General features: G+C 56.2%; 17 protein-coding genes. 9 read left to right on the top strand and 8 right to left on the bottom strand.

The annotated features are described in order from the left end of the window. Positions 1-125 precede the first annotated feature (125 nt). Together JJL52_RS08750 and JJL52_RS08745 are read left to right on the top strand one after the other, a co-directional pair. On the top strand, positions 126-650 hold the full coding sequence (locus tag JJL52_RS08750; RefSeq protein WP_202052024.1) for a glycine cleavage system transcriptional repressor: 525 nt from the start codon (positions 126-128) through the stop codon (positions 648-650). Between the two features lie 9 nt (positions 651-659). Then, positions 660-1,130, top strand: a complete 471-nt coding sequence (locus JJL52_RS08745; protein WP_202052023.1) for a peroxiredoxin — start codon at positions 660-662, stop codon at positions 1,128-1,130. Between the two features lie 32 nt (positions 1,131-1,162). Here JJL52_RS08745 and JJL52_RS08740 read toward each other — a convergent pair whose 3' ends face one another. Beyond that, the gene (locus JJL52_RS08740) at positions 1,163-3,169 is read right to left on the bottom strand and encodes a diguanylate cyclase (RefSeq protein ID WP_336885051.1); all 2,007 of its coding nucleotides are present in this window, start codon (positions 3,167-3,169) and stop codon (positions 1,163-1,165) included. 352 nt (positions 3,170-3,521) lie between these two features. Between JJL52_RS08740 and JJL52_RS08735 the strand changes: the two genes are divergently transcribed. Then, positions 3,522-4,940 (top strand): PhoH family protein, encoded by a 1,419-nt coding sequence (locus JJL52_RS08735; protein WP_202052021.1) that lies wholly within the window; start codon positions 3,522-3,524, stop codon positions 4,938-4,940. Here the strand turns inward: JJL52_RS08735 and JJL52_RS08730 are convergent. Continuing rightward, positions 4,882-6,051 carry an AI-2E family transporter gene (locus JJL52_RS08730; RefSeq protein ID WP_202052020.1) on the bottom strand — a complete coding sequence of 390 codons (1,170 nt, stop codon included), beginning with the start codon at positions 6,049-6,051 and terminating at the stop codon, positions 4,882-4,884. The two genes, JJL52_RS08735 and JJL52_RS08730, sit on opposite strands and share 59 nt — an antisense overlap. A gap of 254 nt (positions 6,052-6,305) precedes the next feature. Between JJL52_RS08730 and JJL52_RS08725 the strand changes: the two genes are divergently transcribed. The 4 genes from JJL52_RS08725 (at position 6,306) to JJL52_RS08710 (ending at position 11,841) form a co-directional block, all read left to right on the top strand. Further along, positions 6,306-7,325, top strand: coding sequence for an alpha/beta hydrolase (locus JJL52_RS08725; RefSeq protein WP_202052019.1), 1,020 nt, complete (start codon positions 6,306-6,308; stop codon positions 7,323-7,325). Between the two features lie 178 nt (positions 7,326-7,503). Beyond that, positions 7,504-9,852, top strand: a complete 2,349-nt coding sequence (gene mrcB / locus JJL52_RS08720) for a penicillin-binding protein 1B (protein WP_202052018.1) — start codon at positions 7,504-7,506, stop codon at positions 9,850-9,852. Between the two features lie 12 nt (positions 9,853-9,864). Next, a complete protein-coding gene (gene lolA, locus JJL52_RS08715) occupies positions 9,865-10,494 on the top strand; it encodes an outer membrane lipoprotein periplasmic chaperone LolA (protein ID WP_202052017.1) in 630 nt (209 codons plus the stop codon). Positions 10,495-10,533: 39 nt separating this feature from the next. Beyond that, complete coding sequence (locus JJL52_RS08710) at positions 10,534-11,841, top strand: replication-associated recombination protein A (protein ID WP_202052016.1); 1,308 nt, start codon at positions 10,534-10,536, stop codon at positions 11,839-11,841. Between the two features lie 243 nt (positions 11,842-12,084). Here JJL52_RS08710 and JJL52_RS08705 read toward each other — a convergent pair whose 3' ends face one another. The 4 genes from JJL52_RS08705 to JJL52_RS08690 form a co-directional block, all read right to left on the bottom strand. Next, on the bottom strand, positions 12,085-13,125 hold the full coding sequence (locus tag JJL52_RS08705; RefSeq protein WP_202052015.1) for a fatty acid desaturase: 1,041 nt from the start codon (positions 13,123-13,125) through the stop codon (positions 12,085-12,087). Then, a complete protein-coding gene (locus JJL52_RS08700; protein ID WP_202052014.1) occupies positions 13,118-15,307 on the bottom strand; it encodes an iron-containing redox enzyme family protein in 2,190 nt (729 codons plus the stop codon). The genes JJL52_RS08705 and JJL52_RS08700 overlap by 8 nt, the downstream gene beginning before the upstream one ends. Then, the gene (locus JJL52_RS08695; protein WP_202052013.1) at positions 15,300-17,051 is read right to left on the bottom strand and encodes a carbamoyltransferase family protein; all 1,752 of its coding nucleotides are present in this window, start codon (positions 17,049-17,051) and stop codon (positions 15,300-15,302) included. Before JJL52_RS08695 ends, JJL52_RS08700 begins: the two co-directional genes overlap by 8 nt. 261 nt (positions 17,052-17,312) lie before the next feature. Next, positions 17,313-17,945 (bottom strand): HD domain-containing protein, encoded by a 633-nt coding sequence (locus JJL52_RS08690; RefSeq protein ID WP_202052012.1) that lies wholly within the window; start codon positions 17,943-17,945, stop codon positions 17,313-17,315. 211 nt (positions 17,946-18,156) lie between these two features. Between JJL52_RS08690 and recJ the strand changes: the two genes are divergently transcribed. After that, complete coding sequence (gene recJ, locus JJL52_RS08685; RefSeq protein WP_202052078.1) at positions 18,157-19,899, top strand: single-stranded-DNA-specific exonuclease RecJ; 1,743 nt, start codon at positions 18,157-18,159, stop codon at positions 19,897-19,899. A gap of 506 nt (positions 19,900-20,405) precedes the next feature. Then, a complete protein-coding gene (locus tag JJL52_RS08680) occupies positions 20,406-23,555 on the top strand; it encodes a sensor domain-containing protein (protein WP_202052011.1) in 3,150 nt (1,049 codons plus the stop codon). A 21-nt stretch (positions 23,556-23,576) separates the two neighbouring features. On the opposite strand, the gene JJL52_RS08675 is transcribed toward JJL52_RS08680, so the two are convergent. Both JJL52_RS08675 and JJL52_RS08670 read right to left on the bottom strand, forming a co-directional pair. After that, positions 23,577-24,350 (bottom strand): alpha/beta fold hydrolase, encoded by a 774-nt coding sequence (locus tag JJL52_RS08675; RefSeq protein ID WP_202052010.1) that lies wholly within the window; start codon positions 24,348-24,350, stop codon positions 23,577-23,579. Further along, a complete protein-coding gene (locus tag JJL52_RS08670) occupies positions 24,343-25,359 on the bottom strand; it encodes a M14 family zinc carboxypeptidase (protein ID WP_202052009.1) in 1,017 nt (338 codons plus the stop codon). The genes JJL52_RS08675 and JJL52_RS08670 overlap by 8 nt, the downstream gene beginning before the upstream one ends.

The following is a 25,359-nucleotide window of genomic DNA, read 5'->3' as shown; positions in this document are numbered from 1 at the left end:
GCGAGGAAAAAATCCAATATCTTTCATTTGTTTAATTAATAGGAGTTTAAAGCTAAGCGGATGTATTTTTTGCCACAGTATTTTTGCCCCTTATCGCCCTCAGCCGATAAACCGAAGAGAAAAATATGCAATTAGCCGTTACCGTATTGGGACATAACCGGAGCTTATTCATCAGCGAAATATTATCCGCAGTCAGCGATTGCAGATGCGGTATTGTGGAAATTCGCTACAGCAAACTGGAACAGGCGCATGCAGCCTATTTGCTGATCCAGGGTAACTGGAATCAAATCGCCAAGATCGAAAATGCTCTGGAAGCGGTCGAGAAGCGTCTGGATATCAAAGTTCATATGCTGAGGCCCGAACATCAGCACAGGGAGAAAGATTTCCTTCCTTATTCCCTCGAAACGTTATCGGTCGACCGCGACAATATTATCGAAGCGGTATCGTCCTTTCTGGCCTCGCACGGAATCGAAATCGAGGAGGTGTCGGGCAGTTCGTATCAGGCGCCGTACATTTCGACTTCGGTGTTCACCACCAAATTCATCGTTCTGATCCCGCCGGAAGTCCGCTTGCTGTCGTTGCGCGAGGAATTCCTGGATTTCTGCGATCAATTGAATATCGACGCCATTCTCGAACCGATTAAACGTTAGGAGCCGGATATGACACCTTTAACGCTCGGCAACGCCGCGCCCGATCTCGAAATTCAGTCTACCGGGGGCAAAACGGTTAGATTGACCGATTACGCGGGGCAGAACGTCGTGCTGTATTTTTATCCGAAGGACAATACGCCGGGCTGCACGCAGGAAGGCTGCGATTTTCGCGATCTGAGCGAGCGCTTCGCGGCGCTGAATACGGTCGTTTTCGGCGTGTCGCGCGATTCGGTCAAGATGCATGAAGGCTTCAAGTCCAAGCAGGCGTTTCCGTTCGAGCTGCTGTCCGACCCTGAGGAGATGCTCTGCGGCCTGTTCGACGTGATCAGGATGAAAAACATGTATGGAAAGCAGGTTCGCGGCATCGAGCGCAGCACGTTTTTGTTCGACAGCCGTGGAATACTGGTGCGCGAATGGCGTAAGGTGAAGGTTAAGGATCATGTACGGGAAGTATTGCTGGCGGTGGAAGGACTGAACTAAATCCAGCCCGCGGAAATCTGCTAGCTGCGCTTTTACCGGCAGGTCGTGCGGCTGCATGGCGTATCGGTATGGATCCGGTTACGCCCCATCGACTTGGCTTTGTAAAGCGATTGATCGGCCTTCTGAAGCAGGGCGTCGAGATGCGCGTAACGTTCGTCGAGCCCGGCGATCCCGATCGAAACGGTAAAATACAAAGGCTGTCCGTCTTCCAAGAGCACGAATACTTCTTCCGTTATTTTTCGCAGCCGTTCGGCTACGCTGATGGCATCCGGAACACCGGTTTCCGGCAGCATGATTACAAACTCCTCTCCCCCCAGGCGCCCGACCAGATCCGATTGGCGCAGAATTGACCGGCAAAGCGAGCTGAACGTCTGCAAGACCTTGTCGCCGGCCCGATGGCCGTGGTTGTCGTTGATCTGTTTGAAATGATCCAGATCGAGCATCAGGAGCGACAAGGCACTGCCGTAGCGTAGAGTACGCGTCAGCTCGGTTTCGGCCTGCTGCATGAAATGACGGCGATTCGACAGTCCGGTGAGATAATCGGTCTGCGCCATCTGCTCATAATTGCGCTGCAGCAGTTTACGTTCGGTGATGTTTTCGATCACTGTAATGAAACAATGAGCGTCGGTATCGGCATGGTAGGCCGAGACGGAAAACCAGAGATTGAGCGGAGGCATGAAAATCTCGAATTTCTCGGGAAGGCCGCCTGCCGCAACGCGCCCGTAAATTTCGAAGATTTCCGGATTGGACTCTTTGATGCCCGGCACGACTTCGGTTACCTTTTTGCCGGCTACGGCCGGCAAGCCAGTCAAGGTTTCAAATGCCGGATTCACTTCGATGTACTGGATATCGTCGGGTTGATCGTTGCGGTAAAGCATCCGGCAAAACGCAAAGCCTTCAACCATGTTCCCGAACAGCGAATGGTAGCGCTTTTCGCTGATACGCAAATTAGCCTCGATCGTTTTACGTTCGTCGATTTCTTCCGAGAGAATCCTGTTGACTGCGTGCAGTTGATGCTGCGCCGATGCGAGGCGCCGGTTTAACTGCATCAGGTAGTAGGCTGAGGCCAGGATGAAGGCGATAACCGCCAGGCCGGCCCCCAGCACCGGAATGACCCAAGCGGGTAGGTGTTTGTTGGATTTGGCGCTGTAGAGGAAGCCGTCGAGATAATTATCCGAGCTGACCAAACCGGCTTTCACGAAAGCGTCGGCCATATGCTGCCACCGTTCCGGATTCATATGGCCGATTTCGATCAGATCCGGAAAAATCAGCTTGCGCATCTCCGCCGCTTCGAATTCGAGATGCGCCCGGGTTTTGTCGATCGGGTAGCGGCGGATCAGCAAATCGATGATCTCGTCCGGATGATCCATTGCGTAGCGCCAGCCTTTCAGTGTGGCGCGAAGCATTTTTTCGACGCGCTCGGGGCGGCTGCGTAATTCTTTCTCGGAAGTGAAAAAAATGTCGCTATAAAAATCGACCCGATAATTGCCGGGAGCGATGATATTGTAAGGAATTCCGCGCTGTTTCAGGAAAAACGGTTCGTTGCTCGAATAGGCATTGAAAGCGTCCACTTTGCGGGTTATCAAATCGTCGATCTGGTAACTGCTCGGAATAATGTCGATTTGGGAAAGCGAAATCCCTTCATTCACGAACATGGTCAGGAAATCGGCATCTTCGGTCCGATTCATCAGCATCACCTTTTTTCCGGCCAGGTCATGTACCGAATCGATGCCCGAATCCTTGCGCACCAGCAGTATCGACGGCGAGTGTTGAAAAATGGCCGCCAATGCAACCAGCGGCTCGCCCCGCAGTCTTTGGAAAAGGATTTCGCTGTTGCCTTCGGCATATTGGACGCGTCCGGACAGGACTTCCTGCACGGGTTGATGCGCGGGATCGCCGGGATGCAGCCTGACTTCCAGTCCTTCCTCGCGGTAAAAGCCTTTTTCGACGGCTGCATAGTAACCGGCAAACTGGAATTGATGGTGCCAGCGCAGTTGAATATCGATGATGTCCTGTTGCGGAGCTGGAAATGCAAACACTGGGACTGTACTGCATAAAGCCGACAGGATAAACAAAAAAGCGCGAGTAGGGTTCATGGCTCCTGATTATTGCCGTTAAAACTATCGGCGATCGAAAACGCTTACTTGTGAATATAGTTCAGATGCCGAAAGATGGAAACTTTTCCGTGAAAGCGGTCGCAATATTGCGATTTGGCCGGAGAGGCCGGGAAGGTTAAAGGCCGTCCTAGGGACTTTCCGGGAACGGTATCCCATCTCACGGTGCTTTATAAATCCGCTCAAAGCGATTATTCTTACAATAGCGCCGGTCGGTATCGGAAGCGGAAGACAAGCGCGCATCGATTACTTTTGAATCTCACAGCTCAAGGATTTCATGAATATTCAAACCAGTCCCGAAAAAAAACTGTTTGTGCTCGATACGAATGTGCTGATGCATGACCCCGGCTGTATTTTCAGGTTTCAGGAGCATGACATTTTCATTCCGATGATCGTTCTGGAGGAACTGGACCGGGCCAAAAGAGGCATGACCGAGGTGGCGCGCAACGTACGCCAGGCCAGCCGTTTTCTCGACGAGCTGATCCGGGACGTGAATCCCGAGCATATCAAGGACGGATTGCCGTTAGCGCGTCTGGAAGCGAACGGGGGAGGCGGCGTTATCGGCAGGGCCGGCCGTTTGTATTTCCAGACCAGCATCATGAGCGAACTGCTGCCCGAAACCATGCCGGGCAGTCTTGCCGACAATTCGATTTTGAGTGTGGTGCTGGCGCTGACCCGACAATTGCCGGAAATCAAAGTGATCCTGGTCTCGAAAGACATTAACATGCGTCTCAAGGCGGCAACGCTGGAACTGCCGGCCGAGGATTACCACAACGACCAGGTGCTCGACGATATCGAACTTTTGTACAGCGGTGCGATGGCGCTCGAAGGCGATTTCTGGGACCGGCACGGCAGCAGGATGGATTCGTGGCAGGAAAAGGGCAGAACCTTTTATAAGCTTGAAGATCCGCTGGTCGCGGAATGGTATCCGAACCAATACCTGTACATGGAAGACGACTCGAATTTCGAGGCGATCGTGCGTTCCTGCGACGGCCGCACCGCGATACTGGAACTGGCCCGGGATTACCGGAGCAAACACAACAGTGTCTGGGGCATCGCCGCGAAGAACCGCGAGCAGAATTTCGCGTTCAATGTCCTGCTCGATCCGGACATCGATTTCGTAACGCTGCTCGGCACGGCCGGCACCGGTAAAACCTTGCTGGCGCTCGCGGCCGGTTTGACGTTGACGATGGAGCGCAAACTCTATAACGAAATCATCATGACGCGCGAAACGGTGCCGATCGGCGAGGATATCGGCTTTCTGCCCGGCACCGAGGAAGAGAAGATGGCGCCGTGGATGGGCGCGCTGATGGACAATCTCGAACTGCTGGGCAACCGGTCCGGCAATACCGAATGGGAGCAGGGGGCGACGCAGAACCTGCTGATGAACCGGGTCAAGATCCGTTCGTTGAACTTCATGCGCGGCAGGACTTTTCTGAACCGCTACCTGATCATCGACGAGGCCCAGAACCTGACCTCCAAGCAGTTGAAAACGCTGATTACCCGCGCCGGCCCCGGCACCAAGATCATCTGTATCGGCAACCTTTCACAGATCGATACCCCTTATTTGACCGCGACGACCTCGGGGCTCACCTATGTGGTGGACCGCTTCAAAGGTTGGGAACACGCGGCGCATATCACCTTGCGCCGCGGCGAGCGCTCGCGTTTGGCGGATTTTGGGTCGGAGTATCTATAGGACAGTAAAACGGACTGTCGTGATTCGGATCGCCCAGACGGGGCCAGGCCGACAGCACCGCTTTGACTACGGTAGCCAGGGGAATCGCGAAAAATACCCCCCAAAAGCCCCATAAGCCGCCGAAAAACAGGATCGCCACGATGATCGCAATCGCATGCAGATTGACCGCTTCGGAGAACAGGATCGGCACCAGCAGGACGCCGTCGAGGGCCTGGATGATCGCATAAGCGACCGCGACGTACACGAATTCGTCGCTGCCCCAGCCCCATTGAAAATAGGCGACGCCGAGCACCGGGAAGGTGACCAGCGTCGCTCCGATATAGGGAATGATCACCTGCAGGCCCATGAACACCGCCAGCAGCATCGCATAGTTCAGGTCGAAAAAGCGGAAAGTAATGAAGCTGGCCGCCCAAAGGATGAACACTTCGGCAAACTTGCCGCGAATATAGTTGCCGATCTGAATATCGACTTCTTCCCAGACGCGTGCGGTCAGATACCGGTCGCTCGGGATGAATTGCAGAAACCAGTCGATCAGCAGCTTTTTGTCTTTCAGAAAGAAAAACACCATCATCGGCACCAGGAACAGATAGACGATCGCGCTGACCACGCTGACCAGCGACGCGGCCGACATCGACAGCATGTTCTGCCCGTAGGTCCACACCTCCCGTTGCAGTACCAGCATGATTTCCTGGATACGGTTCTGCGAAATCAGTTTCGGATACAGTTTCGGCAGCCGCAGGATGCTCATTTCGAGGCGGTACACCATTGCGGGAATCTGTTGGACAAACTCGACGGCTTGCTGCGATACGATCGGCAGCAGATAAAAACATAAAAAGACGACGCCGGCCATGAAGATCGAGAACACCAGATAGACGCTCGTCCATCTCGGCAGACCTGCCGCTTCGGCTTTCGCCACGATTCCCTCCAGGAGGTAGGCCAGCACGACCGAAGCGAATACCGGCATCAGGAGGCCTGACAGCGAATAGATCAGCACCGAAATCACGATCAGTATCAACGCCAGCGAAACGGCTTGTGCGTTCGGTAAGATCCGGTTGACGAAGGTACGGAAGACGAGTGCAATAACGGTTCGGTTTGAGTTTGCCGCAGGCATGACAGACGAATTTTGGTTTGAATGATCTTTATTCTAACGCTATTCTGAAACTGAAACGCTATGAACTTTTATTCGTATTGGCGATCATTATTGATTGGATGGAAACAATTTTCTGAACCACGGACACATCGCCTTTCTAGGGTAGGAAGCATGAGAATTGTTTGCGATTCAGTTCCTGAGATAACGGTTCGGATAGCAGTTGCCAAGCCGTCTGCAGCTCTGTTTATCCCGGCCTCCTGCCGGGTCAAAGGTATATGAAAACGCTTATCTCGCTCCTCTCATTGTTCACTTTCTTGCTCACCGGCTGCATGCCGTCGATTTATCCTTCCGGCGCGAAAACGACTGTAGCGCATCTCGATACGCTGGCTTTCATTACCGAAGACGGCGCACGCTTGCCGCTTCGAAGCTGGTTACCTCAGGGCGAACCGAAAGCGGTGATCATCGCGGTACACGGTTTTAACGACTACAGCCGTTTTTTCGACCAGCCAGCCCACTATTTCAGCGAACACGGTATCGCCAGTTTTGCCTATGACCAGCGCGGCTTCGGCGCCGCGCCGAAGCGAGGGCTTTGGGCCGGCTGCGCCTCCTATGCAGACGATTTACTGACGCTGGCGCGTCTGGTCAAAGAGCGCTACCCCAGAAGCCCGATCTTCCTGCTCGGCGAAAGCATGGGCGGTGCAGTGGTCATGACCGCAGCTAAACACGATACTACCGAGCTCGTCGACGGGATTATTCTGGCCGCACCTGCGCTCTGGGCGCGCAAGACGATGCCCTGGTACCAGAACAGCCTGTTGTGGATACTCGCCCATACGACGCCCTGGTTGAGGCTGACCGGCAAAGGCGTCGTGAAGGTGACGCCGTCAGACAATATCGAAATGCTCCGCGAATTAGGCCGCGATCCTTGGGTGATCAAGGGTGCCCGGGTCGAAACGCTGTACGGCCTGGCCAACCTGATGGATCTGGCGTTCAACAGCGCCGATTCGCTGACTGAAGATACGCTGCTGCTGTATGGGGAAAAAGACGATATTATTCCAAAAAAGCCCACTTACGCCTTTCTGCAACGGTTCCTGAAGCATAAGAATCCTGTCGGCGAAAAAGAAAAAACCGTCGCGTTTTATCAGCAAGGCTACCATATGCTGCTTAGGGATTTGCAGGCAAACAAAACCTGGCAGGATATTGCCGCCTGGATAGATTCCCGCAAGGTCCATTTACCGTCCGGCGCCGACCGACGCGCCGAAATCGTGCTGAAGCCGGTATTGACTTCCTTCAATTGAGGCGGCGTCCGAATGCATTGCCGGGCTTTCAGCGTCCGGCAGTTCTTTTGGTTTCATTCATGATGGGTTCATTCAAGGCTTGCTAATGTCACGGATTCTGACGCCGGCATGCCTGAACTGGGTATAATAGCCGGTTCATACGACGGACGCATTTATCCCATCACTGCTTAAAAAGGCCATGACAGACAGATCGACCAGGCGAAGTTCCCGGTACAACAAGAATCCCCAAAGCAGAAAATCTACATCCCATTGGTTTAGAAACAGCTTTATTATCCTGATCGGCCTCGGCGCCTTCTTTCTTTTTACTTATCTAGGTTATCTCGATTACCACGTACGCACCCAGTTTGAAGGCAAACGCTGGGCGATTCCTGCGCGCGTCTATGGAAATCCTGTCGAACTGTATGCCGGCTACGGGATCAGCGCGGAAAAATTCGAGAATCTGCTGGAAATGCTGCATTACCGGAAGGATTCGGAGCTCGCTGCGGAGGGGACCTACTTCCGCAATGGCGGGCGGATTTCGGTCAAAACCCGCACCTTTACCTTTTCGGATCAGCCGGAACCGCAGCCCGGTGTGGCGATGCGGGTCGATTTTTCCGAAGCCGGGATCGCGAGCATTACCGATCTGACCAATGAACAAAGCCTGGCGATTGTCCGGATGGACCCGGTCCAGATCGGCAGTTTTTATCCGACCATCAAGGAAGACCGGATACTGATCAAGCTCGAAGAAGCGCCGGATATGCTGATCAAAGGTTTGCTCGCGTCGGAAGACAGGGATTTTTATGACCACTTCGGAATTTCCTTGCGCGGTATCCTGCGGGCGATGGTCGCAAATATCCAGGCCGGCGACATGGTGCAGGGCGGCAGCACGATCACCCAACAGTTGGTTAAAAACTTCTATTTGACTTCGGAACGGAAGCTGGCCCGCAAAATCAAGGAAGCGCTGATGGCGCTGATCCTGGAGTACCGTTACAGCAAGAATGAAATTCTCGAAGCTTACCTGAACGAAATCTATCTGGGCCAGGATGGCGCCAGCGCGGTGCATGGCTTCGGGTTGGCCAGCCAGTTTTATTTCGGCACGCCGTTGAAGGATCTGTCGCTGGAACAGCTGGCTTCACTGGTGGCGCTGGTGCGCGGGCCGTCCGAATACAATCCCCGCCGTTTCCCCGAACGGGCGCTGCAGCGCCGCAATCTGGTGCTCGAAGAAATGGTTGCGCAGGAATATATCACGCCGGAAGAAGCCGCCGCCGCGAAGGCGCGGCCGTTGGCGGTGATTGCGAATACGCACCGTTCGGCCAACCGCTATCCGGCTTTCCTGGATTTGGTCAAGCGCCAGCTGAAGCAGGACTACCATGAAGAAGACCTGACTTCCGAAGGTCTGCGAATCTTTACCACGCTCGATACGCAAATTCAGGATAAGCTTGAAGAGACGATCAAGCGCAAGCTGCCGCAATTGGAAAAACTGTCCAAGGCAAAAGCGCTCGAGTCGGCCGTCGTGGTCACGCGCCGGGACAGCGGCGAAATTGCAGCGCTGGCAGGCGGGCGGGACGATTCTTCCGCCGGCTTCAACCGGGCGCTGGATGCGGTGCGGCCGATCGGCTCGCTGATCAAGCCGGTGATCTATCTGACCGCGCTGCAGAATCCGAGAAGATACACGATCACGACGCCGGTCAATGACAGCGCGATCTTCATCAAGGGCGACAACGGCAACGACTGGAGCCCGAAGAATTACGACCATAAAGAGCACGGCACGATCGGGCTGCATACCGCGCTTGCCAAATCGTATAATCTGGCGACCGTTCGGGTCGGCATGGACGTCGGCATCGGGCGGGTGGCGAAAACGCTGAAAGATTTGGGCGTGAACCGCCAGGTCGACCTGTATCCCTCCTTCCTGCTAGGAGCTGCGCAATTGACTCCGCTCGAAGTGACCCAGATGTATCAGACATTTGCCGGCGACGGTTTCCTGACTCCGATCAAGGCGATCAAGGCGGTCGTTTCCGCCTCGGGAGAGAGGCTGCAAAGCTATCCGTACACGGTCCGGCAGACGGTCGATCCGTCCGCTACTTACATTCTGAACACCATGCTGCAGGAAGTGATGTATTCAGGCACCGGTTCCTCGGCGTATTCGGTTTTCCCGCAGAATTACGGACTGATCGGTAAAACCGGCACGACCAACGATGCGAAGGACAGCTGGTTCGCTGGCTTTACCGGCGATTATCTTTCGGTGGTCTGGGTCGGCCGCGACGATAACAAACCGGCCGGCTTGACCGGAGCGACCGGTGCGTTACCGGTTTGGACCGCGTTCATGCGGCAGATTTCGAGGCAACCCGTGAGTCTGACGCCGCCCGACAATATCAAAATGGTGAGGGTCGATCCTTATTCCGGTCTGGTCGCCGGGTCGGATTGCCCGTACGGCAAGGGTTATCCATATGTCACCGGTTCCGAGCCGACCGCCTATTCGGCCTGCGGCAATCCGGTTATCGAACAGGATCGGCCATGGTTTGAGGAGTTTTTTCCTCAAAGTGAATAATCAGGAGTTTTAATGAACAGACAAATATGGTTGGGCTTTATTCTATTGATATCGGTTTTCGGCAGTTGGCCGCTGCAGGCGAATGACGAGCCGGTACGGCAGTTAAGAGCCTTCCTGACCTCTTCCAGGTCGCTGTCGGCCGATTTCAAGCAAGTCCTGCTGAACGAGCAGGGGCTGCCGGCCAAGACCAGTTATGGGGTTTTTTACCTGCAGCGGCCGGGCAAATTCCGCTGGGATTACCAGAAACCTTTTTCTCAGCAGATCGTCGCCGACAAAGGCAAGGTCTGGTTCTACGACAAGGATCTGGACCAGGTTACCGTCAAAAAGCTCGACCAATCGCTCGGTTCGACGCCGGCGCTGCTCTTGAGCGGCGAAGTGTCTCTGGAAGACAATTTCATCATCGAAGGCCAGGGCAAGGACGGCGACATGCAGTGGATCAAGTTGTCGCCGAAAAGCGAAGAGACGACCTTCAAATACATCCTGATCGGCTTGACCAAGGGATCCCTCGGCGGCATGGAGCTCAGCGATAATTTCGGTCAGCTGACCCGTATTTATTTTTCGAACGTATTGATCAATCCGCCGCTCAAGCAGACCTTATTCCAGTTTGAAGTCCCGAAAGGCGCGGATGTGTTCGAGGAATAATCCGCAAGGGCAAGGTGCGAGGCGCAAGGAAAACGCAAAATGTCCGATGATTTGACGAGACCTTTGGCCGACAGAATGCGGCCGCAAAGCCTGGACGAGTATGCGGGACAGAAGCATATCCTCAAGCCGGGCAAACCCCTCTACGAAAGCATCATGGCGGGGCGCCTACATTCGATGATTTTCTGGGGGCCGCCCGGCGCCGGTAAAACCACGCTCGCGCGGCTGATTGCCCGCCATGCCGATGCCGAATTCGCCCCGATCTCGGCGGTGCTGGCGGGCGTGAAAGAAATCCGCGCGGCGGTTGCCGAGGCGCAGTTTTTGTTAGAGCAGAAGCAGCGCCGGACGATTCTATTCGTCGATGAGGTGCATCGATTCAACAAGGCGCAGCAGGATGCGTTTTTGCCGCACGTCGAGGACGGGACGGTCTATTTCATCGGCGCGACCACCGAAAATCCGTCGTTTGCGTTGAACAATGCGTTATTGTCCAGGGCCCGCGTGTACGTGCTGAATCCCTTGGCTGCGGAAGACTTGTCGGCGGTGGCGGAACGCGCCTTGACCGACAGGGAACGCGGTCTGGGGCGATTGGAAATCGCGATGGAGGCGGAGATCCGGGCGCAATTCGTGCAGGCGGCCGACGGCGATGCGCGCAGGCTGTTGAACCTGCTCGAATTGGCCGTCGAACTGGCCGCCGCGAACGACGAGAAAACCATCGGCGAGGCGCTGGCCCGCGAAGTGCTGAGCGGCGGCGTCAGGCGCTTCGATAAACAGGGCGAGGAGTTTTATAACCAGATTTCGGCGCTGCACAAGTCGGTGCGCGGCAGCGCGCCGGATGCGGCGCTGTACTGGCTGTGCCGGATGCTCGACGCGGGCTGCGACCTGGCCTATATTGCCCGCCGGATCGTTCGGATGGCATCCGAGGACATTGGCAATGCCGACCCCCGCGGTCTACAGATTGCTTTGGATGCCTGGCAGGCGCAGGAGCGCCTGGGCAGCCCCGAAGGCGAGCTGGCGCTGGCGCAGGCGGTCGTTTATTTGGCCTGCGCACCGAAAAGCAATGCGGTGTATCGGGCTTACAATGCCGCGATGCAGGACGCGAAACGCAGCGGCAGCCTGGGCGTGCCGGTGCACCTGCGCAATGCGCCCACCAAACTGATGCAGGCGCTGGATTACGGTAAGGCGTACCGTTATGCGCACGACGAACCTGAGGCTTATGCGGCGGGCGAGAACTATTTTCCTGACGAACTCCGGGGGACTACCTATTATCAGCCGGTGAGCAGGGGCCTGGAAATCAAAATCGCCGAAAAGCTGAAACATCTGCAGGCGCTCGACGAGCAGTCCCGGCGCTGACGGTCCGCCGTCCTGCGCTCACTTCGTAAAGTGGGCCGACCCGAGTGCGCATGCTGATTCGGGGTCTTCGAGCCCTGTGTTCGGGCTTGAACCGCGGCAGGGATACGGGAAATACCGGGTAAATTCAGTTGTAGGGTACGCTGTGCGTACCTTTTCACCCCCAATGGTACGCACAGCGTACCCTACGTTTGTGCTTTTTGGGGGTAACCCAAGCCGGCAAAGGGGGGCATCATGATAAGCGCTTCAACAGTCAAAGTGGAGCAGCTTATTTTCCGCCATCTTCCGGAATGACGCATTGTGCAGTTTTACCCAGAGATTCATCACGAAATAGCCGTAGGGCATTTTCGGCCCCCGGTCGGAATAGGCGATTTCGTGATAGCGGCTTTTGGCGTTGAGATGATGGCCGATGTGATTCGACAGGCCGATCAGCGCATAGCGGGACAGCCATGAGCCTGTGACCCAGCCGTAGGTTTTGCCGAACCGGCCTTCGCCGAGCCCCCAGTGCTGGAAATAATTGACGGCTTCCAGTATTCGGACCGCGGCGAATGCCTGGTAAAGAAACATCAGCGCTGCCAGCCAGCCGTAATACGCAACAATCCCGGCGACGAACACGCATTCGACCGCCAAACCCTGCAGCACCTGATTCTTCAGCAATCCGGCTTGCCAGAAATGCCTCTCGATGCCGAGCCGCTCCCTTTCCGACCGCCAGGCATAGCGGAAATAACCTTTGGAAGTCCGGTGCCAGTAAGCGGCAAAACTCTCTCCGAAATGCGCTGTGGCGATATCCTCCGGCATGCCGAGGTGGTGATGGTGGCCGCGTTGATGCGCGATTACGAAATGGTCGTAACAGACGGTGCACAGCAGAAGATGCCCCAATAGGCGCTGCAGCTTCGAGTCGCGGTGGATCAGTTCGTGCGCGACGACGATGCCCGATGTGCCCGAACTGGTGCCGACCAGAAACCGGATCAGAAGCAGATTGATCAGATTAGCGCCGAGATCGCCCGGCCCCTGCCAGGACAGTTTCGACACGAATTCGAGCATCAGGATGATGTTGAGGCACTGCAGCAAGGCCAGCCCATACAGAATTCCGTCATAGTACAGCTCCGGCATTTTGTTGTCCGAATGACTCGGCAAATCGGGCGTTTTCCAGTCCAGCAGCAGCATGAGCCAGAAGGGCGATGTCCAGGCCAGCGCTGTTTCCGGTGGGTGAGGCCCGCCCAGCAAAAACAGAAAGCTGCCGAGCGGCAAGACGAAAGCGAGCAGATAGCTGAATCGGCTAACCATGTTGATCGGAGTGACGGACAAAAGGGTATTGGCCGGTACAGCGGCTCTGGAATTGCCTGCATAAATAACGAACGGCCAGCGCGATTTTGAAGGTCCGTCCGGCCGCTGCCAGCGAGCAGTAGCCGCGGTAAGTCCGGCGCCAATGGGCGTTTTGGGCGGCACTGCCCTGGCCGGCGGCAATTCGGTCCAAATAATGTTGAACCGCGTTTCCGGCAAGTGCCGCATGCCCCGACGCCGGATTATCGATCGAAATATGCACTTTCACGATCTTCGGGTCGATGCCCCAAAACTCCAGTTCCTCGGCCAGGCGCAGGTAGACTTTGCCGAGGCCGCTCAGTTCGATCGCCAGGTTCAGGCCCAGGAGTTCCGGCAGAAAACTGGCCGGAAACTGCGAAATCGCCAGCAGATAAGCCGGAATGTCGAAGGCGCTGTCGATAAAACCGGGATGATGGCAGAACGCCGGATCGTGAATCGGCGGCAGATCGATGTGTAGGCTGTCGAGCAGACGTCGGTAAATGGCCGGATGGTTCTGCGCTTCGATCCCGTTACCGGTTTCGTCGTCGTAGATTTTGGATAAGGACGCGCCGACGGCTGCATACGCAGTGAATTCGAGGCGGCTTGCATGCTGCAGCCAGCAGCCGTCGGCTAGAATCGCCGGCGCCAATTGTTCGATGCCCCAGACATAGGCCTGCCTCGATAACCGGGGCTTTCTTTTCAACGGTTCATAAGCCTGAATCTCGCGTCGATAAAGCGTATCGATATGGTTTGTAAAGGCCTGGTGCGTATAGTTTGTGAACGGCAAGCGGCTGAATCGGCCCGATGCGCGCAGCACGCGCTCGACGAGGCGGTGGGCGGCGGGTAATACGTCCGGATAAAGCTCGGCATTGACCAAATAATGGTAGAGTTCTCGCCTGTTCATTTTGCCGAATGCGGGCGTATCGTCTCCGCCTTCCGCCGGCAGCCAGCCCGTTTCGGGCGGAGTTTCGTCGGGGCAGGGCGCTTCCTCTAAGCCGGCATTTCCCCCGCTTAGCCAGCGTTTCAGGCAATCCCTGTCGGCTTCGGTCAATACGCCGAACATCGGTCCTTCGAATTCGAAAAGCTTCAGCAATGGGCTGGCGGCGGGTTTTTGCCGGTCGACGTAGGCCGAGCGGTGCAAGGCGGCAAGAAAGCCTTTCGCGTCGAAAGGCTGTTCGGCGAACCAGTCGTCCAGCGAGCGTCCTTCCAGTCTGACATGACGGTGATGCCCGCACGCGGCCGGGGCTTTCTCCTTGAACAGCTTTACCGCTGCCTGCGCGGCGGTTTCCGGATTTTCCAATCGATTCCGCAGCTTTTGCCGACAACGGTCGACATTCTCCCGGTAGAGGTCGAAGCCGGCTTTTATCCGCTGCCAAAGCGCTTTTTTACGGTTATCGTCGAGCCGCATCAGGTTATCCCGGATCGTCTCGATTACCATAGGCTTGGCCGACGACAGCCGAACTTGCCTGAGGCGCAGGTAGGATGCCTGTTCCGGATGATCGTCGGACGAAAATCCTTCGAGCAGGCTACGCGAATCGCACCACGCAACCGTAAAGCCGAGAATTTCGGGAAAAAAGACGCGCGGAAATTGCCCAAGCGCCAGCTGCAGCGCCGCGAAATCGAAAAACCGGGAATCGATCGTTTCGTTCCTGGCAAAAGCGCTGCTGCCGGGATCGGGAATTTCCAGGCCGGCGTTCAAGAGCAACGCTTGAAATGCTTTGTTCGGCGCAGCCATTGCGCCGGACGAGGCATACACGGCCGACAGGGCAATCGCGGCGGGTGCGTGATTCGTCGCAGTCTGCAGGATGTTCTGAAGCCAGCACGGTTCGGTCAGAAGCACCGGTTGAACCTGGACTAGGGCATTTCGCAGTTGGGCGCGCGTGGCCGTTATTGGCGGAAAGGTCGATTCTTGCAATGTCAACGCCTGTAAAATATCCTCGCAATCCCATCCGGAAGGCAGTACGGTTGAATCGGACGACGCCTTTCCGGCCAGGCGGCTCTCAACAAAATGGTAGGCGAAAGGGTACAGCGCGGGCTCTTCACCATCCTGGATCAGCGCATGGAACAGTGCTCTGCCTTTTTGACGGTATTGCCGAGCCGTCCGGTAAACCGCCTTCGAAAAGGTCGGCTTTAGGCGAAGAGCGAAAGGGTCGGCGGGTTCATGCATCGCGGGGCTTGCCGATCAGATAGTCGTTGACGACCAGGATGTCCAGCCCGGTGGTCAGAAACAGCGCGATCGCGTCTTCGAGCGAATGGGCCAGGGGCTTTCCCATCACGTTGAAGCTGGTGTTCAGCAGCACCGGAATGCCGGTTAACTGCCGGAAGCAGTCGATCAGCCGGTAAAAACGCGGGTTCCATTCCTGCTTGACCGTTTGCAGCCGTCCCGTGCCGTCCACGTGGCAGACGGCGGCAATCCGCCCGCGCATCGTTTCGCGAATTTTCAGGGTTTTGTCCATATACGGCGACTCTTGGTAATGTTCGAAATAGTCGGTGCCGAACTCATGCAAAATGGACGGTGCGAACGGACGAAAGGTTTCGCGGAATTTAATTTTTTCGTTGATCAGGTCCTGTGTTGCGGCAAAGCGCGGGTCGGCCAGGATCGAACGGTTGCCGAGCGCGCGCGGTCCGAACTCGGCGCGCCCTTGCAGCCAGCCGACCAGTTTTCCTTCGGCCAGCTGTTGGGCGGTCGCCTCGCAGATCGACTCCGGCAGATGCTCGATCGTCAGCGAGCGGTTGAAGCGCAGCAGGCGGTCGATCGCCTCCTCGGCGATTTCCGAACCGGTATAAGGCGTTTGTATCGCTCTTGGGAAGCGGGGAGCGGGATGCGCGTCATGATGCGCCAGCCAGGCCGCGCCAAGCGCGCAGCCGTCGTCGGCCGGGGCGGAAGGCACGTAGACCTGACTGAACGGAGTTTCCTGGGTGATCCGGCCGTTATTCGAGGAGTTCAGCGCGCAGCCGCCGGCCAGCGCCAGATTGTCGGATTGGGTGATATGCTGCAGATGAATCAGCAGCCGGTTCACCGTCTCCGTAAAAAAAAATTGTCCGGTATAAGCCAGATCGGCGGCAAGTTCGATGGGGGCTGGCCGCTTGTGTTTGAAGGCGTCCAGCCGGTCGATCCGGTCGAAAATTTCCTTGCCCTGATGCCGGGCCTCGAAGCCGTCGAGCGTAATCGTCGATTGCAGCAGCGCATACAGTTCTTCGTTCAGCCGGCCGTAAGGCGCCAGACCCATCACCTTCCATTCTTCGCCTTTCAGCCAGTCGAAGCCGCACAGTTCAGTGATCTTCATGTAATACAGTCCAAGGCTTGCGGTGCCTGCGCCGCGGGCCTCGTAAAGCGGTTCCAGCCTGCCGTTCCGGTAGCGGTAAAAGGCCATTGCGCCGTGCTCGCCGAACGAGTCGATCACCGCACAGGCGGATTCTTCGAACGGGCTGCCGTAGCAAGCGGCCGCGGCATGCGTCAGGTGATGGTCGTAGTCGGCGAAGCGGATTCTGCAGTGCGGATAGCGTTCGCGGAGGATCCGGACCAGATTCAGGCCGGCACTGCGGATACTGTTGTGCTGGCAGGCCATCATGTGGTGCAGCTGATAATTGCCGAGCGGCGAACGCAGCCGTTTGATGCCGTCTTTCAGCAGGCCCGGCGCCGACAGCAGGCCGAGCCGCGACATGATCGATTCGTAGAGCGGCCGCTGCCGCCGCCAGTTGCTGGCAATCGTGATTTCGCCCGGATCGGGACAATAAGTTTCGAGCAGCTCCGATATCCGGAACAACTGGTCCGGCTCGGCATTCAACGCACGCTTATTCTGCAGGAAGCGCTCGGTCGCTTCGGCGAACAGTACATCGCCCGCCGCGTCGACAATTGCCAGGGCCGAGTCGTGATAAGTGACCGACAGGCCGATACAGTAGGTTTTCATTCCGCTCCAGGCATGGTTCGGGTGGATGTTTTATTGTTATTATCGAGGACTCCAACCGATCGAGATCATCGATCCCGGCGATCGGTAATGTATATACCACAATCACGCCAGGAATCCAGATTAAAATCGGGAATTCCTGAATGAGAGGACCGGGATATTTTGTAATTTGCTGTTTTAAATTCGGAATTTCCCGCTTTGACGGCGACCGGGAGAGGGATGAGGGCTTGGGCTGCGAGGTGGAGGCTTGAGTCGGGGGCGGGCTTACGCGCCTTCCGTCAACCGGCGAACGGACGCCTGCAGATTGGCGCGCGCCCGGGCTTCGTAACGGCTGCGGAAGCGCTCCGTCGAGAAAATATGCGGCCGGTTCAACAGGCGGGCCAGGAACTCGGCGCGCCCGGCCCTATAGTCAGGCTCGGAAACCCAGGCATATTCCTGCCGGATTTGCGCTTCGTACTCGAAGAAGCGCTCGGCGTCGGCGCCTAAGATGCCCAGGTCGGCGTCAGTCACGGCCTCGGCATCGTTTCCCTCGGGTTCTGTATCGTGGCGGGTGGTCAAAATCAGCCGGGCGATACGCCGGGCCGCGGATTCAGCAACGCCCAAGGCGCGTGCCGAGTCGACCGCCCAAGCTGCGCTGAGCGCTTCATTGTCGGTGCGTTGCGGGTCGTAAACGGCGTCGTGGAACCACAGCGCCAGCTCGGACTCCGGTTTATGCGAAAGATACGGCGCCAATTCGGACAAATGGCCGAAACACTCCGCCAGATGCCGCAGCGTATGGTAATGCCGATGCAGCTCGCAGTAGCGCCGCGTCAAGTCGGCATGCAGCCGTTCGAGCCCGGGGCTGCGGGGAACTCCGAGGTCTGCCCAGGCTTCAAACCACCGCTCAGCCAGAAACATGGTGTTATAAGGTGCTCTATAAGTTATCGATAAGTTTGCGTCTATCTTCCCCGTTGCCAATTCAGCTTGCAACAAAATATTAAAAACCGTCTCTTGTCATTGCCCGGTCAACTGCTCGATGCGGGATATTATCCGGATCGGAGTTACGCTGTTTGGCGCTATAATGGCTCATCTTTATCAGCTCTGGAAGCAACTTAATTTCTCCCCGCGCATGTACCCTCAAGGCGTCAAAAAAATCATTACTTCCCGGCCATTGGTTCAACAGCATCTACCTATGGACGGCCTGCATCCGATACTGGAACGCATCTTTTTAGCCCGGGGTGTCAGTTCACCGGACGATCTGGACCGCTCTCTGGCTAAATTGCCGCCGCCCTGGTTGTTATCGGGCATCGAGAAGATGGTGGCGCACCTGATCGCGGCGCTGGAACAGGATCAAAAAATCGTGATCGTGGCCGATTTCGACGCGGACGGCGCGACCAGCTGCGCGGTGGCGATCAAGGGCCTGCAGCTGTTCGGCGCCAAACGCGTCGGTTTCGTGGTGCCCAACCGCTTCGAGTACGGCTATGGATTGACGCCTGAAATCGTCGAGCTGGTCAAGCGGGAACAGCCCGACCTGATCATCACGGTCGATAACGGCATTTCCAGCCTCGACGGTGTATTGGCCGCGAAACAGGCCGGCATCAAAGTGCTGGTCACCGATCATCATTTGCCGGGCCACGAGTTGCCGGCCGCCGATGCGATCGTGAACCCGAACCTGTCCGGCGATAAGTTTCCGAGCCGCGCGCTGGCCGGTGTCGGGGTCATGTTTTATTGCCTGCTGGCGCTCAGAAGCCGGCTCCGGGAAACCGGCTGGTTCCAGGCCAAAGGCTTGCCCGACCCGAATCTCGGCCAACTGCTCGATTATGTCGCGCTGGGAACGGTTGCGGATGTGGTCGAACTCGATCGGATCAACCGGATACTGGTACACCAGGGCCTGCTTAGGATTCGGATGGGCAAGGCGCATCCGGGCATCCGGGCGCTGATCGATGTTTCCGGCCGCAAACCGGCCTCGCTCCAGGCTGCCGATCTGGGGTTCGCGCTCGGGCCGCGTTTGAATGCGGCCGGCCGGCTGGACGATATGACGCTGGGGATTCAGTGCCTGCTCAGCGACGATCCGGAGGAAGCCAGGCAAATGGCCCTGCAGCTGGACGATCTGAACAACGGCCGCAAGGAAATCGAAGGCCAGATGAAACACGAGGCGCTAACGCTGCTGAAAGAGATGCGGGCGCTCGATGAGCGCCATTTACCCGCCGGCGTGTGCTTGTTCGACCCCAACTGGCATCAGGGTGTGATCGGGATTCTGGCGTCTCGGATCAAGGACCGCCTGCACCGGCCGGTCATCGCATTCGCGCCGGCGGGCAAGGATCAGATCAAAGGCTCGGCCCGCTCGATTCCGGGAGTGCATATCCGCGACGTGCTCAGCGACATTGCGGCCGCGCATCCGAAGTTACTGAGCAAATTCGGCGGCCATGCGATGGCGGCCGGCATGAGCATTGCGATGCACGATTATCCGCCGTTCGCGCTGGCGTTCGACGAAATGGTGCGCAAACGTCTGGACGAGGTCGATCTGGAGCAGAAAGTGCTTTCGGACGGCGAACTTAGCGAACTGGAAATGACGGTCGAATTTGCCGAACTGCTGCAGAATGCCGCGACCTGGGGGCAGGGTTTTCCTGAACCGGTTTTCCAGGGCGAGTTCGAAGTCGTGCAGGCCAGCATCGTCGGCCAAAAACATCTGAAGCTGGTGTTGAGAAACGCCAATGGTTTATTAATCGATGCGATCGCGTTTTTTATCGATCATCCCGAACGGTGGCTCGGCCTTCGCGCCTGCCGGGCGGCTTATAAGCTCGACATCAACGAATTCAGAAACAACCGCAATGTGCAACTGATTGTGCAGTATCTTGAAAAGACGTTATAAGCCTTTGAAAGCTGTTCGGTAATGTCGGGAGAGCAGACCAAACGAATAGTTAGAAAGAAAAAGTATTTTGCAAATAAAGTTCCGATTGGATCCGACTTTCTGGAAAAGCTGACTATACTAAATCGGACATTCACCGACCTGATTACCTTTTATCATAGCCTCTTGCCGGTTCGGCAATGCCATTAAGTTAAGCCGTCATCTCGGCAGGATTGCCGAGATCCACAACTGCAAGGACGCAGGAGGTAGGCAATGCAGGAGCGATTGCCGAGACTCCAAGGATGCAATCAAATCCCGCCATCCTTGGCTTCTGGATTCGGCAGCTGCTCCTGCGTTGCCCTACCTCCTGCATAAACGCCAGGGAGGGCGTGAATGCAGAGATTGCAGGAGCAAATCTCTGCCCATGCAGTCGTCCGGCAATCCATGCCGTAATGGCGAGCTTGCCTTAACTTAACGGCATTGGCCGGTTCGGCATGGCCTATGTCCTATGTCCCGCTTGCCAGTAGAAGATGATCCAAATCATTACGCCCAGCTTGTATGTTCTCTCCGGTCTCTGCATTTATGCCGGTTTGATTCATTTTTCCGTGGGTTTCAGCCGGCCCTTCAATTCCGCTCAGATTGCATTCGGCTCGGCGAGTTTGGCTGTATCGCTGGTTGCCCTATTCGAATGCCAGTCGTTAAAAGCCGAAAATCTCGATGAATGCATTACGGCCCTCAAGTGGAGCCTCGGCCTCAGCATCGTGTTTTTTATTATCTTCCTTTGGTTTATCGCACTCTTTTCCAAAAGCCGGCCGCTGCGATTTCTGAAAGGATTGACCCTGCTCTACGTTTTACTGTTATGGGTGAATGTAAGCCAGCCTTTCGGTTTGTTATACGACCGGCTCGATGGTTTCAAAACTGTGCATTCGCGATGGGGAGAAGCGGTTACCCTGGTAGTGGGCCAACCGGGGAGATGGTTTTATTTCGCCCTTGTTACGGTTATGGCGAACTTTGGCTATGTGCTGTATGCGCTGAGCGATTTCTATCGCCATAGCGGCCATCGCAATCTCTTGGGTATGATCGTCGCCGTCGGCTTTTTCATGATGTTCTTGATCGAAGGGCTTCTGGTGAGGCTGTTCGCCATCGATTTTGTCCCTTTGCGGTCTTACGGCTATTTGGGCCTGATGATTGCGATGAGCTTGATTCTCAACCGCGAATATTCTCAACATTTGAAAGAAAATGAAGAAAAATTGCGTGGGCTTTACGAGTTGTCGCCGCTCGGCATCGCCCTGACCGATATGAAAGGCCGTTTTATCGAATTCAACGAAGCCTTTCGCCGCATTTGCGGTTATTCGGCGGACGAACTCAAAAACCTGGATTACTGGGCTTTGACGCCTCAAGAATACGAGTCCCAGGAAGCGGAGCAGCTGGAGTCGCTGCTCCGCGTCGGCTACTATGGACCGTACGAGAAAGAATACCGGAATAAAAGCGGCCAACGCATTCCGCTCCGTCTAAACGGCATGCTGGTATCCGGCCCGCATGGGCAGCGCTATATCTGGTCGATTATGGAAGACATCTCCAAATGGCGTCAAGCCTTAAAAGCTTTAAGCGAAAGCGAAGAGCGCTATCGGCTCATCGTCGAGACCAGCAATGAGGGCATTTGCTCGATCGACAAGCGCTTTCGTATAGTCTTCGTCAACTCGGCCATGGCTTTGATGCTGGGTTATGCGCCCGAACAGATGCTCGGACGATTGCTGGAGGAATTTGTTTTTGAAGCAGACATTCCGCATTTTCGGCGCGAAATGCAGCAAAGAAGCCGAGGAGAAAGTACCTATTACGAACTGCGGCTGCGCCGCCGGGACGGTAAAATCCGTTGGTGTTCGATTGCCGGTTCCGCACTGACAGACAGCGACGGCAGCTTTGCCGGCGCATTCGCCATGTTCACTGACATTACGGATCGCAGACTCGCAGCCGAAGAGATGGAACTTGCCGCTCTGGTATATCAAGCCAGCAGCCAAGCAATGATGGTAACCGACGCAGATAACCTCATCATTACCGTCAACCCCGCCTTCACCGAAATTACGGGCTACGGATTCGAGGAAGTTTTGGGTAAACAGCCGAATTTTCTCTTTTCAGTTTCCCATGACGGCACTTCCGCTCGGGAGATGGATTGGTCGATTTCCACTTCCGGCAAGTGGCAAGGAGAGGTCTGGAGCCGTCGCAAGGGTGGCGAAATCTATCCTGCGCGGTTGATTGCCGATACGATTTGCCGGGATGAAGGTTCGACGTACCGCCGGGTAGCGCTGTTTTCCGACATTACCGAAGAGAAAAAAAGCGAAGAACTGATCTGGCGCCAGGCCAATTTCGATTTTTTGACGAATCTGCCGAACCGCCGAATGGTTCATGATCGGTTAATGGAGGAGATCAAGCGGGCGCGCCGGGATAACAAACGATTTGCGGTGCTGTTGATCGATCTGGACCGTTTCAAAGACGTCAACGATACGCTAGGGCACGAGGTCGGGGATTCGCTGCTTCAGGAAGCGGCAGAGCGTATGACCGAATGTGTACGGGAATCCGACATCACCGGGCGTCTGGGCGGGGATGAATTCATCATCGTTCTGGACGATTTGCAGGACGTCGGCAATGTCGGCCGAGTTGCCAATGGTCTTCTCGATAAACTGGCAATGCCCTATCGGTTAAAGAACGAGTTGGCCTATGTTTCGGCCAGTATCGGCATCACCTTCTATCCCGACGATGCCCGGGATATTACGACGCTGCTTAAAAACGCCGATCAAGCCATGTATGCGGCCAAACGCCAAGGACGCAATCGTTTTCATTATTACACGCCGGCCATGCAGGAGGAGTCCAGTGCCCGCATGCGGTTGACCAACGACCTGTACAGCGCCTTGGCAAACGATCAGTTTATTTTGCACTACCAACCCATCGTGGATTTGGAAACCGGCGCTATTCACAAGGCCGAGGCGCTGATCCGCTGGCAGCATCCCCAAAGGGGGCTGGTGAGTCCATCCGATTTTATTCCGATTGCCGAAGACACCGGCCAAATCATCGGAATAGGTAACTGGGTCTGCCGCCAAGCGGCTGCCCAAGTGGCTCGGTGGCGTGCCATACATCATCCCGCATTTCAGGTCAGCGTTAACATGTCTCCCGCCCAGTTCAGGGCGAATGCCGACAGTCGGATACCTTGCTTTAATGCTTTAGCGGAAGCCGATTTGTCGGGCCAAAGCCTTGTTGTTGAAATCACCGAGAATCTGCTGATGGAAGCCCGGGAGGAAATCAGCAGCCAATTGTTGGTCTTCAGGGACATGGGGATCCAAGTGGCGCTGGATGACTTTGGGACAGGCTATTCGTCGCTTTCCTATCTGAAAAAATTCGATATCGACTATCTCAAGATCGACCAATCCTTCGTGCGCAATCTCGCCGCCGGGGCCAGTGATCTGGCGCTTTGCGAAGCGATGATCGGCATGGCTCACAAGTTGGGCATCCAGGTGATCGCCGAAGGCATAGAAACTCAAGACCAGTACGAGATACTCAAAGAGATGGGCTGCGATTACGGGCAGGGCTACTTTTTTTCAAAACCCCTTCCCGCCGATCGGTTTGATGCCCTGTTAGCGAAGCATTCGGCATTGCGCCCGGCCGTTTCGGAGGTGACGCTTTCGTAAATCGCCGCGCGTGGGTATTCTTCAGTACGCCGCGTTTTTGATCCAGGCGCGGATTTCCGCCACGACCCACCTGCTGTCGTCGACCGTCAAGTCATGCCCGCCCCAGGAGTGGGTATGGAGTTCGAGTTGCCATTTTCGAGCGATGGCTTCGGAACACTGCGGATCGACCAGTTGATCGCCGCGGCTGTTCAGCAACAGGATCGGCGGTTTCGGTTTGATGGCTTCGGGGCAGTAAGTTGCAGCTGCCGTCAACTGGCGGAAAGCGGTTCCGGCGCCGACCGGACGCGCTTTTTGAATTGCGATCCAGTCGGCGGCAATTTTCGGATAGTTTTCTTTGTGGTTGCTGAGCAATTCGAGCAGCGCCGGTTCTCTTTTTTCGACATCCCGATTCCCTGCCGCGGCAAACAGTCTGCCATAGTTTTGCCAGCGCAGGCGCCGATAAAAAGGACTCAAACTGCCCAGGCTGGTATTGATCAGAATCCCGCCGCCGATTTCCTGAGGGTGCGTGAGCATCCATTCCCAGGCCACCATGCCGCCCAGCGAGACGGCGATCAACACGGCCGGTTCGCTGAGAGAATCTTGTTCGAGCGCTTGCATTCGGACTTTTTCCAGAATGCCGCGGATCGAGGCCGGCGAAGTGTCTCGAAAGAAAAGGCCTGCGCCGGGCAAATCGAGCAGGGTCAGTCGTGCATTCGGAAACGCGGCCTGCAGCTGCGGGACGAAATCTCCCCAGTGCGCCGATTCGCGGGTCAGGCCGCGCAGCAAAATGAAATGGGGGGCAGTCGGTTCAGGCATACCACAGCTCCATCGCTTTCCGGGTGTATTGGTGTTTTTGCCGTTCGCCCAGTGTTGCCCAGGCCGCCGGGTAAAGCAGGCTGCGATGCAGAAAATCGAACAGCAGGAAGTGACGCCGATAGATGCGCTGCTGGCGGTGCGGCAGGATCGGATGAAACAGGCCGTGACGCGAAAACAGATGCAAAGGGTTTTTGCGCAGCCAGAGCCAAGAACCCATTTCGAGCGTCAGCGGCAGAAACAGCCGCGCTTCCTGGGCCTGCCCGACGAAGCGGTCGAACAGATAATCCCATAAATCGCCGTTGATCAGGTATTCGGTGCAAGTCGGTTCGATTTTGTAAATATGGTAGGGGTAGCAGCGGTCGAAGTTTTCCTTTAGCGCCAGCATTTCGGCTAAATGGCCGAACGGGGTCTTGCGCGAAGCATAGGGAAACCATAAGCGGTCGCGAATGCCGAAACCCGAATGAAGATCCAGCGCGATCGACAGCTTCGATCCGAACAAATGTTTTTCGACCACGCGGCACAAGGCCAGCGCTTCCTTCTCCATTTCGAGCTCGCTGCCCCGGTACCAGGGAAGGCGGGGGCTGATACGCTGTCCGCAATACAGCCGGGTGGCACCTTCGGCTTCGACAGGCGCGTTGCGCATCAGATCGACGCCGTTGCCGTTCGCGCGCGTGCCGACATACACGCCGACCGGATTGACCAGAGGCACGAAGACCAGGCGCGATTTCTGCAACCGTGCGGCGAATTCTTCGTCCCAGTCGAGCAGGCCGGTGATCGTTTGGATAAACGACAGGATCACTTCCGAGCCGATTTTTTCGAGGCCGTGCACACCGCCGAAAAATGCCAGTGTCGGCGCCTCCGGCCGGTTCGAGCCGAGCGTGATGCAGTGAATCGGGAATTGATGCCCCTCATAAGGAATGTACTCGACGATTTCGCACTGCGCGCGGTCGCCGAGTTGTTCGATGAGGCGTTCGAGTCGGTCGAGTTCCGGTAAGACAAAATCCGCCAT

It is taken from the genome of Candidatus Methylomicrobium oryzae (genome assembly GCF_016745425.1).
Taxonomy (GTDB): domain Bacteria; phylum Pseudomonadota; class Gammaproteobacteria; order Methylococcales; family Methylomonadaceae; genus Methylomicrobium; species Methylomicrobium oryzae.
The sequence above is the reverse complement of the archived record's forward strand: the minus strand, read 5'-3'. Positions and strand labels throughout refer to the sequence as shown.